Source organism: Roseateles sp. FW305-36 (assembly GCF_058787015.1).
Genome location: NZ_JBYSZK010000010.1, coordinates 233170 through 249093 on the forward strand (window position 1 = coordinate 233170; position 15924 = coordinate 249093).

Annotated in this window: 15 protein-coding genes; 2 read left to right on the forward strand and 13 right to left on the reverse strand. The window is 69.1% G+C overall.

The genetic code is table 11. The annotated features are described in order from the left end of the window. Positions 1–86: 86 nt before the first annotated feature. Together xth and AC3WOE_RS19695 are read right to left on the reverse strand one after the other, a co-directional pair. Positions 87–857, reverse strand: coding sequence for an exodeoxyribonuclease III (xth, locus tag AC3WOE_RS19690; RefSeq protein WP_492692817.1), 771 nt, complete (start codon positions 855–857; stop codon positions 87–89). A 10-nt stretch (positions 858–867) separates the two neighbouring features. Further along, the gene (locus tag AC3WOE_RS19695; RefSeq protein WP_492692818.1) at positions 868–1746 is read right to left on the reverse strand and encodes a LysR family transcriptional regulator; all 879 of its coding nucleotides are present in this window, start codon (positions 1744–1746) and stop codon (positions 868–870) included. 107 nt (positions 1747–1853) lie between these two features. Between AC3WOE_RS19695 and AC3WOE_RS19700 the strand changes: the two genes are divergently transcribed. Further along, a complete protein-coding gene (locus tag AC3WOE_RS19700) occupies positions 1854–2864 on the forward strand; it encodes a zinc-dependent alcohol dehydrogenase family protein (protein WP_492692820.1) in 1011 nt (336 codons plus the stop codon). Between the two features lie 13 nt (positions 2865–2877). Here the strand turns inward: AC3WOE_RS19700 and AC3WOE_RS19705 are convergent, their stop codons facing one another. The 3 genes from AC3WOE_RS19705 to AC3WOE_RS19715 all read right to left on the reverse strand — a co-directional run bounded on the left by AC3WOE_RS19705 (position 2878) and on the right by AC3WOE_RS19715 (position 6042). Beyond that, the gene (locus tag AC3WOE_RS19705) at positions 2878–3645 is read right to left on the reverse strand and encodes an SDR family NAD(P)-dependent oxidoreductase (RefSeq protein WP_492692822.1); all 768 of its coding nucleotides are present in this window, start codon (positions 3643–3645) and stop codon (positions 2878–2880) included. A gap of 79 nt (positions 3646–3724) precedes the next feature. Then, a complete protein-coding gene (locus tag AC3WOE_RS19710) occupies positions 3725–5146 on the reverse strand; it encodes a dihydrolipoyl dehydrogenase (protein ID WP_492692823.1) in 1422 nt (473 codons plus the stop codon). After that, positions 5143–6042, reverse strand: a complete 900-nt coding sequence (locus AC3WOE_RS19715; protein WP_492692825.1) for an AraC family transcriptional regulator — start codon at positions 6040–6042, stop codon at positions 5143–5145. The genes AC3WOE_RS19710 and AC3WOE_RS19715 overlap by 4 nt, the downstream gene beginning before the upstream one ends. A gap of 114 nt (positions 6043–6156) precedes the next feature. On the opposite strand from AC3WOE_RS19715, the gene AC3WOE_RS19720 reads away from it, so the two are divergent. Beyond that, entirely contained in the window at positions 6157–6789 is a 633-nt protein-coding gene (locus AC3WOE_RS19720; protein WP_492692826.1) for a hypothetical protein, read from the forward strand. On the opposite strand, the gene AC3WOE_RS19725 is transcribed toward AC3WOE_RS19720, so the two are convergent. The 8 genes from AC3WOE_RS19725 to AC3WOE_RS19760 form a co-directional block, all read right to left on the reverse strand. Then, positions 6786–7733: a LysR family transcriptional regulator gene (locus AC3WOE_RS19725; protein ID WP_492692827.1), complete on the reverse strand. Its 948-nt coding sequence runs from the start codon at positions 7731–7733 to the stop codon at positions 6786–6788. The genes AC3WOE_RS19720 and AC3WOE_RS19725 overlap by 4 nt on opposite strands. Continuing rightward, complete coding sequence (locus tag AC3WOE_RS19730) at positions 7730–8497, reverse strand: SDR family oxidoreductase (protein ID WP_492692829.1); 768 nt, start codon at positions 8495–8497, stop codon at positions 7730–7732. Before AC3WOE_RS19730 ends, AC3WOE_RS19725 begins: the two co-directional genes overlap by 4 nt. Continuing rightward, positions 8490–9398, reverse strand: a complete 909-nt coding sequence (gene araH / locus AC3WOE_RS19735; protein WP_492692859.1) for an L-arabinose ABC transporter permease AraH — start codon at positions 9396–9398, stop codon at positions 8490–8492. Before araH ends, AC3WOE_RS19730 begins: the two co-directional genes overlap by 8 nt. A gap of 74 nt (positions 9399–9472) precedes the next feature. Next, positions 9473–10987 carry an L-arabinose ABC transporter ATP-binding protein AraG gene (gene araG / locus AC3WOE_RS19740; protein ID WP_492692830.1) on the reverse strand — a complete coding sequence of 505 codons (1515 nt, stop codon included), beginning with the start codon at positions 10985–10987 and terminating at the stop codon, positions 9473–9475. After that, on the reverse strand, positions 10984–11958 hold the full coding sequence (locus AC3WOE_RS19745; RefSeq protein ID WP_492692861.1) for an arabinose ABC transporter substrate-binding protein: 975 nt from the start codon (positions 11956–11958) through the stop codon (positions 10984–10986). Before AC3WOE_RS19745 ends, araG begins: the two co-directional genes overlap by 4 nt. 29 nt (positions 11959–11987) lie before the next feature. Then, positions 11988–12878, reverse strand: coding sequence for an SMP-30/gluconolactonase/LRE family protein (locus AC3WOE_RS19750; protein WP_492692832.1), 891 nt, complete (start codon positions 12876–12878; stop codon positions 11988–11990). Further along, positions 12875–15271, reverse strand: a complete 2397-nt coding sequence (locus tag AC3WOE_RS19755) for a beta-galactosidase (protein WP_492692833.1) — start codon at positions 15269–15271, stop codon at positions 12875–12877. Before AC3WOE_RS19755 ends, AC3WOE_RS19750 begins: the two co-directional genes overlap by 4 nt. A gap of 35 nt (positions 15272–15306) precedes the next feature. Next, on the reverse strand, positions 15307–15924 hold the full coding sequence (locus AC3WOE_RS19760; RefSeq protein WP_492692862.1) for a 2-dehydro-3-deoxy-6-phosphogalactonate aldolase: 618 nt from the start codon (positions 15922–15924) through the stop codon (positions 15307–15309).

Here is a 15924-nt window from a genome sequence, read left to right on the forward strand (position 1 = left end):
CGCCTCCGCAGGACAGGCTGCGAAGATACGCGACGCGCCGCGGAGCCGTCACGCCGCGCCCCTCCATCCCCGGGAGGCGGCATCCTCTAGCCGTCGATGGTGACGATCACCGGCGCATGATCGCTGGGCCGCTCGTTCTTGCGCGGCAGCTTGTCGATCTCGCAGGCCGTCACGCGGCCCTTCAAGGCCGCGCTGACGAGGATGTGGTCGATGCGCAGGCCCTGGTTCTTGCGGAAGGCCAGGTTGCGGTAGTCCCACCAGCTCCAGCTCTTGGGCGGCTGCTCGAAGAGGCGGAAGGCGTCCGTCAGGCCCAGGTTGATGAGCTGCTGGAAATGTTCGCGCTCCTCGGGCGTGCAGTGGATCTGGCCGGCCCACGCAACGGGGTCGTAGACATCACGGTCCTCGGGGGCGATGTTGAAGTCGCCCATCAGCACCAGGTTCTCGTGGGCCTTCAGCTCCTCGACGAGCCAGTTGCGCAGCCCCGTCAGCCAGTTCATCTTGTAGACGAACTTCTCGCTGTCCGGTGCCTGGCCGTTGGGGAAGTAGCCGCCGATGACGCGCACGCCGTCCACGGTGCCGGCGATGACGCGGGCCTGCTCGTCGGCAAAGCCGGTGATGTTCTTGATGACGTCGGTGGCCGTCGTCTTGCTGATCAGGGCGACGCCGTTGTAGGTCTTCTGGCCGAACCACTGCACCTGGTAGCCGGCCTCGCCGATTTCCATCGTGGGGAATTTGTCGTCGGTGAGCTTGGTCTCCTGCAGCACCAGTGCGTCGACGGGATGGGCGGCCAGCCAGTCCAGCACCTGGGGCAGGCGGATGGACAGGGAGTTGACGTTCCAGGTGGCGAACTTCTTCATCGCGGCAATCTCAGGGCAGGGCGGTTGCGGGCATTGTGACCGGCGCCAGCCGGTCCACGACGTGGGCGAGCAGCTTCTGCAGCCGCCCCAGCCGACGCAGGTCGCGGTGATAGCCCACATAGACGTCGCGACTGGGCGGCGCCTCGACGGGGTCGGCGCGCTGCAGGCCGGGGTGGGCATCACCCAGGCGCCGCGGCAGCACGCACCAGCCGCAACCGGCCGCACACAGCGCGGCCTGCACCTCGCGGTTGTTGCTGCGCATGGCCACCTGGGCATTCGGCAACACGCGCTGCAACCATTGCACGTCAGGCATCTCGGCAAAAGCGCTGTCCATGGTGACCAGGGACAGGCCCTGGCCGTCACCCCAGTTCGGCACTGCCTGCCCGGGGGCGCCGTAGAGTGCGTAGTCCAGCGTCATCAGCCGGCGCTGCACGACCTCGGCGCCCTCGAAGGGCCGGATGCGAAAGACCAGCTCGGCCTCACGCCGCGCGAGGCTGAACAGGCGCGAATCGGTGATCAGCTCGATGCAGACGCCCGCATGGCGCTGGCGGAATTCCGCGAACACGGGCGCCAGCACATGCAGGCCAAACCAGTCGGAAGAGGACACGCGGATCAAGCCCTGCGGTTCATCGCCCTGGCCGGCCAGTCGCCGTACAAAGCCCAGGGCCTCGTCCTCCATGCGCTCGGCATTGGTCAGCACCTCTTCGCCCAGGTCCGTCAGCACGAAGCCGGCCGCGCTGCGCTGGAACAGCGGCGTCCCCAGGCTCTCCTCGAAGGCCTTGAGCCGTCGACCCATGGTCGGCTGCGACTGCCCGAGCGCCCGCGCCGCGCCACCCAGCGAGCCGGCCCGCGCGACGGCGAGAAAGACCTTGATGTCGTCCCAGTCCATGACCCGAAGCATACGAAATTGCATGAGTTCCGTACGAGATCGTTGCTTTTCATTCGAGATCGAATGACCAAAACTGAGTTCATCGCAATCACCCATGCAGGCAAGCCATGACTCAACCCAACGCGACGATGCACGCCCTGCGCGTGGAACAAGCCGGCGGCGATTTCCTCGCCGTCCAGTTCGCCCGGCCCGAACCCGCTGAAGGCCAGGTGCTGGTGCGCCTCCATGCCAGCGGCGTCAACCCGCTGGACACCAAAATCCGGGCCGGCCAGGCGGCGCATGCGCGCCAGCCCTTGCCGGCGGTGCTCGGCATCGACGGGGCCGGCGTCATCGACCGGGTCGGTACCGGCGTGGCCGGCTGGAAGCCGGGCGACGAAGTCTTCGGCATGCTGGGCGGCATCGCCGGCCTGCAAGGCACGTTGGCGGAGTTCATCGCCGTCGACGCCAGCCTGCTGGGCCGCAAGCCAGTTCGGCTGTCGATGCACGAAGCCGCCGCGCTGCCGCTGGCCGTCATCACCGCCTGGGAAGGCCTGGTGGACCGCGCCCAGGTGCAGGGCGGACAGACCGTGCTGGTCCAGGGCGGCGCGGGCGGCGTTGGCCATGTCGCGGTGCAACTGGCCGTTGCACGGGGCGCGAGAGTTTTCGCGACCGTTGCCGCGCCGGACTTCGACCTGGTGCGCTCCTGGGGCGCGACGCCCATCGATTTCCGCACCGAGACCGTGGCCGACTACATGGGCCAACACACCGGCGGCCAGGGCTTCGACATCGTCTTCGACGCCGTGGGCGGCGCAGTGCTGGATGCGTCCTTCACGGCGGTGCGCCGCAATGGTGGGCATGTCGTCAGCATCCTCGGCTGGGGCACGCACAGCCTGGCACCGCTGTCCTTCCGCGCGGCGACCTACTCGGGCGTGTTCACGCTGCTGCCGCTGCTCAGCGGCGAGGGTCGGCAGCGGCATGGCGACATCCTGCGCGAAGCGGCGGCCCTGGTGGACGCGGGGCTGATCACGCCGCGGCTGGACGCGCATCGCTTCACGCTGGCCACGGTAGGCCAGGCGCATGATCTGGTCGCCACCGGCCAGGGCCGCGGCAAGGTCGTCGTGGACGTGGTCGGCGACTGAACCGGGCTGGCCTTCAGCGGCAGGTGTAGCCGCCGTCGACGACGAGCTCGGTGCCGGTGACGAACTGGCTTTCGTCGCTGGCCAGGTAGACGCAGGCCCAGGCGATGTCGTCGGGCGTGCCGAGGTGGCCGAGAGGATGCAAGGCCGCGGTCGCTTGCTTGGCCGCCACCGGGTCGGCCTGGGTCTGCAGGAAGCCGTCGACCATGGGCGTCCAGATGAAGCCAGGATGGACGCTGTTCACGCGGATGCGGTCGCTCGCGTAGAGCAGGGCGTCGGTCTTGCTCATCATCCGCACCGCGCCCTTGCTGGCGTGATACGGCGGCACGTCGGGCGCGCTGACGATGCCGTAGATGCTGGACAGGTTGACGATGCTGCCGCCACCGGCCTCGCGCATCTGCGCGATGACGTGCTTGGTGCCCAGGAAGACGCCGCGCACATTGACCGCCTGCACGCTCTCCCATTCCTCGACGCTGAGTTCATGGGTGGGCTTGTTGGGGCCGGCGACGCCGGCGTTGTTGACCAGCACGTTGATCGGCCCGAAGCGCCGCTTCACGTCGGCAAAGACGCTGGCCACCTGGCTCTCGGTACTGACGTCGAGATGCCAGTAGGCCGCCTCGCCACCGGCGCGCCGGATGGCCGTGGCCACGGCTTCGCCGCGTGCATCGTCCCGGTCGGTCACCGCGACCCGGGCGCCTTCGCGCGCCATCACGGCGCAGACCGCCTCGCCAATCCCCATCGCGCCGCCGGTCACGAGCGCGACCTTGCCCTTGAGCCTATCCATGTCAGCCTCCGTTGCAGAACCGAGGCTTGCACTGTCGCGCCGCTGCGAGCCGGCGACGTTGAGCTTGATCAAGCCAGACTCAGTTGCCCACCTCGGCCGAGGTGTCGCAGTCCAGGCAGTTCTCGATGGGTGGCGGCGGCAGGTGCAGGTCGCTGCTGAGCTGGCGCAGCGCGGTGCGCAGGCCTTCCTCGACGACCGGGTGATAGAAAGGGCAGTCCAGCATGTCCTGCACGGTGTCGCCGCGCTGCACGCTCCAGGCCAGCAGGTGGCCCAGGTGCTCGGCCGCCGGGCCGATCATCTCGGCGCCCAGCAGCCGGCCGGTGCCGCTTTCGGCATAGACATGCAGGCCGCCGCGGTTGACCAGCATCACGCGGCTGCGGCCCTGGTCGGCAAAGCTGACGCGGCCGGTGTCGAACGCGCGGCCCGTGGCCCGCAACTCGGCGTGGCTGGCGCCGGCGATGGCGATCTGCGGTTCGCTGAAGACGACGGCCAGCGGTGCGCGGCGCGGCCGCCTGTGCACATCGGGCCAGCGCGCCGCGTTGTCGCCGGCGATGCGGCCGGCATCGGCGGCCTCGTGCAGCAGCGGTCGGTCGTTGGTCACGTCGCCGGCGATGAAGACGGGCATGCCGCCCCACTGGCTGGTGTGACGGTCGATGTCCGGATGTCCGTCGGCATCGCGCGGCAGATTCAGCGTCTCCAGCCCGAGGTCGTCCAGATTGGCCTGGCGGCCGGCCGTGCAGAGCAGGGCCTCGAAGCGCTCGCCTGCCATGACGACCTCGTCGCCGTCCAGCACGGGGTTGAGCTTGTCTGCATTCAGCGTCAGCGGCAGGTCTTCGGCAAATAGCTTCTGAGCCAGTGGCTGCAGTTCGGGGTCGGTCAGCGGGCCGACGCGGTTGCCGCGGGCGAACAGGCGCACGCGCACGCCGAGCTTGTGCAGGGCCAGGGCCAGCTCCAGGCCGATGACGCCGGCACCGACGACGGCCAGGGACTTGGGCAGATCAACCCAGTCGAACACGTCGTCGTTGACCAACAGTCTGGCGCCCAAGCGCTCGCGCCAGCCCTCAGGCACGAAGGGCCGTGAGCCGGTGGCGATGACGACCCGCTTGGCCTCGACCCGTTGGCCGTCGACGTCCAGCTTGCCCATGCCCGCGAAGCGGGCGCGGCCGAACAGGCGCGTCGCCTCGGGCCAGCCGTTGATGGTCTCGAGCACGAATCCGACGAAGCGGTCGCGCTCATCCCTCACTCGCTGCATGACGGCGCGGCCATCGATGCGCGGCGCATCCGCCTGCACGCCGAAGCGATGCGCCTCGCGCACGGCTTGCGCGGCCTCGGCCGCGGCGATCAGCAACTTGCTCGGCATGCAGCCGACGCGCGCGCAGGTCGTGCCGTAGTGGGCGGCCTCGATGAGCAGCACCTTGTCGGTATGCACGCGGGCGGCGCGGTAAGCGGCCATGCCGGCGGTGCCGGCGCCGATGATGGCGACGTCGCAGGAGAGGGTCATGGTGAGGGAGTCCTTCTGAAGGTCTGCGAGGGCAGCTCGCCGAAGAGATCGCGGTAGCGCGTGCTGAAGTGGCCGAGGTGCTCGAAGCCGGCGTCACCGGCGGCCTGGGACACGCTGAGTTCGCTGGCCGGCGTCGCCAGCAGGCGCTGGCGCACGGTGTTCAGCCGCAGGCTGCGCAGATAGTGCACGGCGGTCGTGTCCGCCACCTGGCGGAAGCCGTTCTGCAGGCTGCGCCGGCTGGTGCGCAGGCGCTGGCACAGGGTGTCGATGTCGGGCGGCTCGTCGCCAGCAGCCGCGACAAGTCGGTGGCAGGCTGCCACGATATAGGCGGCCGAGGCGCTGCCGGCGCGTTGAGCCGGGCCGGCAGCGGCTTCAAAGAGATCGGTCAGTGCGGCGAAAACGGCCGCGGCGGAGGCTGCTCGCAACAGCACGGCACGCAGGGCCTCCAGCTCGGCAGCCGGCGCTTGAATGCTGGACCGTGACAGCAGGGCGCCCGCCGATGCGCCCCAAGGTCGAGCATCCAACAAGCGCCGGAACGTCTCGGCCTCGAAGCTGCAGGCCAACAGCGCCATGCCCGGTGGGCGCTGAAGCATGAACTCCTGGCCGGTGCGCAGCACGAAGATCAAGTCCTCGCCCAGTTCCCGCCCCTGCATCCAGGGCTGTCCGGCGCCGCCGCCATGCAGCATCGCAAAGCAGATCTGTCCCGCCGGCAGGCAACCCTGCTGCACGACGCGCTCGCTCATCCATTTGCGGAACACATGCAGGCCCGGCGCCGCCGTCTCGATGAGGGCGCTGCGCATGACGCCGGGCGAGAGCTGCACGTAGCGCTGCTCCCACTCGGGCGCCGAGGCGCCGTGCAGGTGGAAGTCGTCGAAGACGTCGAGGCGGATCGCCATGCGGGCAAGGATAGCCGTCGAGGGGATGGCCCACGGCCCCCACGTTTTGCCGATTTGGGCTAACGCGCTGCCACGGCCGGCTCCCACACTGGGCAGCCAAGGAGGACTGCAACGATGTGGACCCGACGCGCCGCGCTGGCCCTGTGCCTGGCGGCTTCAGCCCTGAAAGCCCATGCCATGAACCTCGACGACCTGAAAACCCAGTTGCTGGGTGACTGGACCAGCCTCGCACCCGAGCTGCGCCCCAGCAGCCTGAAGAACGCCGATGGCAGCCTCAAGCCCTTCCATCTGAAGCGCGACTTCCGCTATCTGGCGGGCGATCGCTTCGAGCTGACGGTGACCAATTTCGCCGACCCTCTCGGCCGTGTGCCGCTGGCGCGCATCGTCATCCGTGGCCACATGCTGTGGCGCGGCGAGCACCCGGTTGCTGCAGGCGCGCAGAAGGTGGATTTCCTCGCCGACGAGTCCTACGAGGTCACGCCGCTGATCCAGGGCTTTGCCGATGTGTTGAACCAGGCCGCGAGCCAGGGCTATGCCAAATGGGAGGTGGGGGCGACGCAGAGCGTCTTCGGCAAGAACTTCGCGCCATTCGGTTTGGTGGAGGGCCGCAACTTCATGGAGTACGACCTCGTGCACCTCAGCCACGGCCTGCTGTTCTGGGGCGCGCGGCATATCGACGGTCGCGGCTTCGACAGCGAGGCCAACCGGCCGACCAATCTGCAGATCCCGCTGATGCGAAAGCCCTAGCGCGGCAGCCGCCGCGCGGCTTCCTCGCGCAGGCAGGCCAGCATCAGCTCGGCCCCGGGCGACAGCTGGTGGCCGCGGCGGGTGACGATGCCGTAGGCGTCCATGCGCAGGCCCAGGTCGAAGGGCAGCACCTCCAGCAGGCCGGCCGCCAGATAAGGCTTGACCAGTTCCTCGGGCAGGGCCGAGACCATGTCGGACTGGCTCAGCAGGCTGGTGACGACGGGCAGGGCCAGGGTCTCGACGGTCTGGTGGGGCTGGTCCAGGCCGGCCGACAGGAAGAGGGCCGTGAGGCGGTCGCGCAGGATGCTGCCACTGGGCGGCAGGATCCAACTCTGGCGGGCCAGTTCGGGCAGGCTGAGGTCGGTGCGGCCGGCCAGCGGATGGCCGGCGCGCACGACCAGGCAGTGGGGCTCGTCGTTCAGCGGCTCGAAGCTGAGCTGGGCGGCGGATTCGCTGTCCAGCACGCGGCCGATGACGAGGTCAAGTTCGCCGTTCTGCAGGTGCTGGATGAGGATCTTGCTGGTGTCCACCGAGATGGCCACATGCACCCGCGGCTGGCGTTGCTTGAGCAGGGTGATGGCGGGGGGCAGCAGCGTCGTCGACGGTGTCAGCACGGCGCCCACCGCCACGCGGCCGGACAGGCCCGACAGCAGCTCCATGACCTCCTGGTGGCCGGCGTCCAGCTCGGCCAGAGCGGCCCCGGCGCGGCGGATCATGACCTCGCCATACCAGGTCGGTGCCACGCCGCGGGGCAGGCGCTCGAAGAGCTTGACGCCCAGTGCATGCTCCAGGTCGGCCAGCAGCTTGGAGGCCGCCGGCTGGGTCAGGTTGGCGGCCTGGGCCGCATGCAGGATCGAACCGTGGCGCCCCAGTTCCACCAGCAGCACGAGCTGGCGGGTCTTCAGGTGGGAGCGGACGAAGCGGTCCGAACGGGGATCGGTCATTCGTGATAGAGCTGGGAGCGGCCGCCGTCGATCAGGATGTCGGTGGCGTTGATGAAGCGGGCCTCGTCGCTGGCGAGGAAGAGGGCGGTGTAGGCCACTTCCTCTGGCGCGCCGATGCGCTTGCAGGGTAGCAGGTCGATCTGGCGCTGCTTCTCCTCGGGCGGCGCACTGGCCAGCCAGTCGATGACGCGCTCCGACAGGATCAACCCCGGCGAGATCGAGTTGACCCGCACGTTGCGCGCTGCGTACTGGATGCCCAGCGCCTTGGTCATGCCGATCAGCGCATGCTTGGCGACCGGGTAGGGGAAGGCGTTGGGAATGATGCGGTGGCCGTGGACCGAGGCGACGTTGACGATGCTGCCGCCGCCCGTCTCCAGCATGCCCGGCAGCACGGCGCGGCTGCAGTGCATGGCGCCGTCGAGGTCGACCGCGAAGCAGCGCTGCCACTGCGCCGTCGTCATCTCCAGCGGTTCGGTGAAGACGTCCATGCCGGCGTTGTTGATCAGGACGTTGATGCTGCCAAAGCGTTCGGCGCCACGCGCCGCCATGGCCCGCACGGCGGCTTCGTCGGCGATGTCGGCGGCGACGAACATCGCCTTGTCCTCGCCCAGCTCGGCGATCAAGGCCTCGCCATGGGCATCGGCGTTCAGGCCGTTCAGGATGACCTTGGCGCCCTCGGCGACGAAGAGGCGAGCGATGGCCTTGCCGATGCCCTGGGTGGAGCCGGTCACCAGCGCGACCTTGCCTTTCAAGCGATCAGCCACGGCGTTCGCCTCGCGTCTTCAGTTGGTCCAGGAGAACCGCGGCCAAGAGGATCAGGCCGCGCACCAGGTATTGGTAGAAGGCATCGACGTTGAGCAGATTCATGACGTTCTCGACCGTGCCCATGATGAGCACGCCGATGACGACGCCGAAGATGCGCGCCTTGCCGCCCTGCAGGGACACGCCGCCCAGCACGCAGGCGGAGATGACGTCCAGCTCGAAGCCGGTGGCCGCATTGGGCTGGCCGCTGGTGATGCGGGCCGACAGCACCAGGCCGGCCAGCGCGGTGACGACGCCCTGCAGCAGGAAGATCCAGACGCGCAGCCTCTCCACCCGCACACCGGCCAGTCGCGCGGCTTCCGGGTTGCCGCCGATGGCCAGCGTGTTGCGGCCGAAGACGGTGTGGTTGAGCAGCACGCCGAAGACCAGGAAGCAGAAGGCCGTCAGCCAGATGGGCAGCGGCAGGTTCAGGAAGGTGGTGTCGCCGAAGCTGATGAAGCCTTCGTCGGCGATGCCCACGGCCTGGCCCTTGGAGGCGATGAAGGCCAGGCCGCGCACCATCAGCATGGTGGCCAGCGTGGCGATCAGCGCGTTGACGCGCAGATAGGCGATCAGCACGCCGTTGCCGGCGCCAATCAGCGCACCAGCCAGCAGGCCGCTGCCGATGGCGGCCGCGACGCTGCCGGTGCGCTCCAGCACCATGGCGCCGAGCACGCCGGCGAAGGCGATGGTGGAGCCCACGCTGAGGTCGAAGTCCCGCGAGGCCAGGCACAGCATCATGGTGCAGGCCACCATGCCGATCTGGGCCACCGACAACAGCAGGCCGACGATATTGGCCGAGGAGAAGAAGTTCTCCACCGAGAAGGCCAGCACGATGAAGAGCAGGGCATAGCCCAGCGTCATGCTGTGTTCCTTAAGCAGGGCACGGGCGGGAGACGTCATGGCGGGGCGTTGAGCAAGGGTGGTGGTGTTCATGATCAATGCAGGGGCGCGGCAGGCGCTCCGTCAGGTAGTGCCAACGCGAGAGCGGCGGTCTCGCTGGCTTGTTCGCGCGACAGTTCGCCGCTGATGCGGCCGTCGCGCATGACGATGAGGCGGTCGGCGATGCCCAGCACCTCGGGCAGCTCGCTGGAGATGACGATGACGCAGCAGCCCGAAGCGGCCACGTCGTGGATGATCTTGTAGATCTCGTTCTTGGCGCCGACGTCGATGCCGCGCGTCGGCTCGTCGAGGATGAGCACCTTCAGCCCCGGCTCGGCCAGCCAGCGCGCCAGGATGACCTTCTGCTGGTTGCCGCCGGACAGCAGGCGGATTTCCTGCTCGCGGTTGGGCGTCTTGATGCGCAGCTTCTGGATGAAGTCGTCGGCGCGCCGGGCCTCCTGGGCGTGGCGCAGGAAGACGCCACCCGCCAGGCCATGGCGGCGGCAGCTGATGTTGATGTTCTCGGCCACCGACGAGTGAGCCAGGATGCCCTGCTCCTTGCGGTCCTCGGGGCAGAGCACGATGCCGGCGGCAATCGCGTCGGCCGGGCTGCTGGCGGCGACCTTGGCGCCGTCCAGCAGCACCTCGCCGCCGCGGCGCGCATCGGCGCCGTAGAGCAGTCGCATCAGCTCGCTGCGGCCGGCGCCCACCAGGCCGAAGAAGCCCAGCACCTCGCCGCCGCGCATGGCAAAGCTCAGCGGCTGGGGCAGGCGCTCGCTGTGCAGGCCGCGGGCTTCCAGGCGCATCGGGCCCTGCTGGCGGCTGCGGTAGTCGTAGATGTCCTGCAGCTCGCGGCCCACCATGTCGGAAATCAGGCGCTCGCGCGGCACCGCGGCCATCACGTCATGCGTCACGATCTTGCGGCCGTCACGGAAAATGGTGCAGGCGTCGCAGAGCTCGTACAGCTCCTCGAGGCGGTGCGAGATGTAGATCAGCGTGCGGCCCTCGGCGCGCAGGCGCTTGACCAGCTTGAAGAGGATCTCGGTCTCGCGGTGGGACAGGCTGCTGGTGGGCTCGTCGAAGGCAATGACCTTGGCGTCCTGCATGACGGCCTTGCAGATCTCCACCATCTGGCGCTTGGCGATGGACAGGTCCGACAGCCGCGCGGCCGGATCCAGGTCCACGCCGATGGCGGCCAGTTGCTTGGCCACCAGCCGGCGCGCGGCCTGGTGGTCGACGAAGCCGAAGCGCGTCGGCAGGCGGCCCAGCAGCACGTTCTCGGCCACGGTCAGCTCGGCCACGTACTGCAGCTCCTGGTGGATGATGGCCACGCCGGCGCGAATAGCGTCGCCGGCGGACGTGAAGTGGCGCTCCTGGCCTTCCAGCAGCAGGCGGCCGCCGTCGGGCTTGTACTGGCCGCCGAGGATCTTCAGCAGCGTGCTCTTGCCCGCGCCGTTCTCGCCGAGCAGGCCCATGACCTGGCCGGCATGCGCCTCGAAGCTCACCCCGTTCAGCGCCTTGACGCCGGGGAAATGCTTGCTGATGTTGTCGAACTGCAGAGACGACATCACAGGCCCATTTGCTTGCGGAGTTCGGCCTGGTTCTGGCGCGTCATCAGCGTGCCGGCGGTCAGCGTGACCGGCGCGGGTGCCTTGCCGGCGGTGGCCCATTCGTAGACGGCGACGGCGGTCTCGTAACCGTGGCGCTTGGGGCTGATCAGCACCGTGCCGAAGAAGGCCGTCGGCGTGGGCTTGGTGAACTCGTTGAGCGCCGTCTGGCTGCCACCGATGCCGATGGCCAGCATGGCGTCGGCCTTGATGCCGCGGCCTTCCGCGGCACGCACGGCGCCGAGAGCGGCTTCGTCGTTCAGGCCGAAAGCCACCCAACGCTTGAACTTGGCGTTCTTGGTGAAGGCGATGTTGGCGGCGTTGAAGGCGCTCTCGGTGTCGGTCTTGGCCTGGGGCGCGTCGACGACATTGGCCGCGGGCACGCCGCCGGCCTTCAGCGCCTCCACGGCGCCCATGGTGCGGTCGTGGGCGGTGGGCAACTGGTCGAAGGCCACGCGCAGCACGCCGACCTCGTCGGGCTTCCAGCCGCGCGCCTTCATCTCGGCGAGCAGGCCCTGGCCGACCTGCTTGCCGATCTCCATGCCCGAGATGCCCATGTGGGGAATGTCGGCGATGGGCTTGCCGGCGCCGTCGACGAGTTGGTCGTCCACCGACATGACCTTGAGGTTGTGGCGCTTGGCGGCGCGGTTCACCGCCACGCCCAGCTTCACGTCGGGCGCGCAGATGACGAAGCCGACGGCCTTCTGCGCCGCCAGGTTGTCGATGGCGGCCATCATCTTCTCGCCGTTGGGGATGCCGATCTTCACCAGGGTGAAGCCCTTGTCCTTGGCGGCTTGCTCGGCGAACTTCCATTCGTCCTGGAACCAGGGCTCCTCGGCCTGCTTGACGAGGAAGCCGACCTTGACGGGCTCGGCTGCCTGCAGCGCGAAGGGGGTGGCCATCAGGGCCAGAGCGAGGGCGGCGCGTCGTTGCATCTTCATGGTCTGTCTCCTAGTCGTCTTTGTCAGTCTTCAAACAGGGCGTCGGGCACGCCCAGCGGGCCGGGCAGGCGCAGGCCGAACAGGCTGCCGGACAGCGGCTGCGCGGCCAGGGCCTCGCGGCTCAGCTCGGCGCGGGCGGTGGTGAGCATCAGCTGGTCCAGGCCTTCGCCGCCGATGGCGGGGCAGCTGGTGTGGGTGGCCGGGGCGGTCATCACGCCCATCAGCCGGCCTTGCGGGTCGTAGCGTGCCACGCGGCCGGCGCCCCACTGGGCGTTCCACAGGCAGCCTTCGGCGTCGATGACGGCACCATCGGGCCAGGTGTCTCGGGCATCCATCTGCGTGAACAGGCGGATGTTGTCGACCTGGGCCGTGTCGGCGTCGTAGTCGCACTGCTGGATGCGCCGGGTCAGCGTGTCACAGAAGTACATCGTGCGGCCGTCAAGGCTGAAGCAGATGCTGTTGGCGATGGCCACGGCCGGCAGGGCCAGTCGGCGCAGACCGTGGGCCATGGAGTATTGGTAGAAGCTGCCGATGGCACGCCTCTCCCTGGCCTCGTTCAACGTGCCGAAGACGAAGCGGCCGCTGCGGTCGGTGCGGCCGTCGTTGATGCGGGTGCGCGGCTCGGCGGCGTCGACCGGGGCCAGGGTCTGCAGATGGCCGAGCTCCAGGTCCTCGCCCAGCGTCGCCAGGGCCAGGCGCTTGGCCAGGCCCAGCAGCAGGCGGCCGGAGCGGCAATGGGCGAAGCTGCCGACGCGGTCGGGCAGGCGGCAGGACTGCGGGCCGGCCTCGCCCGGGCGCCAGGCGTGGAGGGTGGCGGCTTCGATGTCGGTCCACCACCAGCGGCCGTCGCGCCAGAGCAGGCCTTCGCCCAGCGTGGCGCTGTGCGGCAGGACGAGGTCCAGGGCCTGGCTCATGGCGTGATGGCAACGCGGCGCATCGGCAGCAGGCGGGCGCCGCGCAACTCGGCCACCTGGGTTTGGCCGGCCGCGAAGCTCGGGCGGTGGGCGGCGTCGATGTAGATGGGCGCGTCGGCACGCAGCGGCAGCACGCTGAGCTGAAGTTCTGCACCCGGCTTGAGGGCGAACTGGCGCAGGCCGATCTGCCAGCGCTGGCCGTTGTAATACCAATCGTCCAGCAGGCGGTTGCCGTCGAAGACGCGGGCCATGTCGCCGACGAAGTCCAGCTCCAGCAGCACGTCCTCGGCGTTGACCGCGAGGGGCTGGGGCAGCTTCAGCAACCAGGTCGCGGCCGTGGCGAAGGCTTCCGGGATGGGTTGCACGGCGGCCTTGGCCAGGCCACCCTTGAGCACGGGCGGTGCGTTGCGCGCCTCGCGCGACGCGGTGATCTGCAGCGTCGGCTGGGTCGTGTCGGGTTTGAACTCGAGGTGCTGCAGCGGGCCGTCCAGGCGGATCTGCAAGCCCGCTGCCTTCGGCTTGGCCAGGGCAGGGAAGACCGCGGCATGCAAAGGCTGCGTGGCCAGACCGCGCAGTTGCAGCTTGCCGTCGGCCACCCAGGCCTGCTGCTCGCTGAAGACGAGGTGGCGCTGGCCGGCGATGTCGAGGATCTGCAGCTCGGAGGCCTCTTCCTGCGACAGCAGCAGCACGCTGACCGGCCGGCCACCCGATTTGCCGATGGTCAGCAACTGACCGCCTTCGGAGGACATGGTCTTCACGCCATCGGCCAGCGCGAACTCGGCGTCGACACCGGTCGTCGGCGCAAACACGTGGACGATGCCCTGTGCACCCGCATCCAGCCGCGCCACCGGCTGGGCCGTGGCATAGCGCAGTTTCACGCCGTCGAGCTCGATGTTGAGCGGCCAGATGAAATAGCTGCCGTTGGGGATGTCGACCGGCTTGCTCGGCAAGGTCAGCGGGCCGCCGGGCAACTGCACCTCGAAGCGCACGCCGGTTTGTACCGGCATGGGGTACTTGCGCACATGGTTGTTGAAGAACAGGAAGCCGCTGTCGCCGCGTGAGCGCACCGACCAGCGCGGCGTCTGCAGGTCGGCCGGGTTGGCCGGCGTGCGCTCGGGTTGGCGCACCGTCATGGTGGCCAGCTGGGCGCCGTAGTCACGCAGGAAATAGTGGAAGGGGCGCAGCTTGGTCAGCACCGGGCGCTGCTGGCCATCGGGGCCGAGGGGCGCCTGGAAGTCGTAGCTGATGCGCGGCGTGTCGTTGTAGCCGCCGCTCAGCGTGCTTTCCTCCAGGCCGGTGCCGGCGGCGCTGACCGGGTTGCGACCGCCATGGAACATGTAGTAGCCGAACAGGTTGACGCCCGAGCCCAGTTGCACCGGCAGCATGGCGGCGATGTCGTCGGGCGACACCAGCGTGCGGCGGCGGTACATGGCCGGCAGGCCGGGGCCGTATTCGGCGCCGAGGAAGGGGACCTTGTCCTTGTCGGTCTCGGCCGTGCCGGGCGCGTGGGACTGGGTCTGGGCGCCGAGGTCGCCGCTGACGCGGGTGTCGAAGCGGAAGGCGTGGGTTTCCTTCGGCGGCAGCTCCTGGGTGCTGGTCGCCCAGGGCTCGTCGGGGTAGCCACCAAAGACCGGCGTCACCTCGCCGGACGGATAGACCGTGCCGTCCCAGCCGGTGACGGTGTAGAGGGGCACATCCATGCCGGCCTTCAGCGCCAGCTTCTTCAAGGCGCTGATGTGCTCTTCACCCCGGCCGGCGCCGCGGATGTTGTATTCGTTCTCCAGCTGCACGCCGATGACGGGGCCGCCGTCCTTCCACAGCAGGCCCTTGAGCTGGGCGCCGATCTCGGCATACAGGCGTTCGACATGGCCCAGGTACTCGGGGTCGTTGCCACGCGTGGGCATCTTGTCGACGACCCAGTCGGGGATGCCGCCGTAGCGCGACTCGCCATGTGCCCACGGCCCCAGGCGCACGACGACCTGCAGGCCAGCCGCCTGGGCCAGTTGCACGAAGCGGCGCAGGTCGCGGCTGCCCTTCCAGTTGAAGGCGCCGGGCAGCTCCTGGTGGTGGTTCCAGAACACATAGCTCGCGACGACGTCGATGCCCGAAGCCTTCATCAGCCGCAGTTGGTCGGCCCATTGCGTGGCCGGTGCACGGCTGAAGTGGTATTCGCCCATGACCGGCAGCCAGGGGTGGCCGTCGCGCAGCAGGTACTGGCTGTTGGCGGCCAGCGTGTGCCCCTGCGGCGAGCGCGCCGAGCCGAGCTTGAGAGTGCCGGTCTGAGGCGCCGGCGCCTCGGCGCGGGCATCGAGCTTCAACAAGGTCTCGGCAGCGGCGGCCGGGCCGAGTGCGGCCAGCAGCAGCGCCGCGCCGAGCGTGCGGATGCGGTTCATGGAGTCTCCGTTGTCGTTTTTGTTGGGGTCGCGCCTCAGTAGGCGCGCCAGGCCTGCACAAAGGCTTTCGCCCGGGTGGCCACATCAGCGGCGCTCATGCCCGGGGCATACAGCGCCGAGCCGAGGCCGAAGCCGCTGGCGCCGGCCCGCCGGAAGTCCGTCATGGTCTCGGGCGTGATGCCGCCCACGGGAAGCAGCTTCAACTCCCTGGGCAGCACGGCGCGCATGGCCTTGACGACGGGTGGGGTGACCAGTTCGGCCGGGAAAAGCTTGAGCGCATCGGCACCGGCCTGCAGGGCCGCGAAGGCTTCGGTGGGCGTTGCTGCGCCCGGCACGCAGGCCATGCCGCGCGCCTTGGCGACGCGGATGACGGCGACGTCGGCATGAGGCATGACGATGAGCTTGCCGCCGGCAATCTGCACATCGCGCACGGCGTCGGCGCTGAGCACGGTGCCGGCGCCGATCAGTGCATCGCCCGGCATGCGGCGTGACAAGCGGCCAATGGAGTCCAGCGCCTGCGGCGAGTTCAGCGGCACCTCGATGACGCGAAAGCCTTCGCCGTAGAGGGCGTCGGCGATGGCCTCGACCTCATCGGGCTTGACGCCGCGCAGGATGGCCACGAGGGGGAGTTGTTGCAGTGCCTGCTCGAGCAT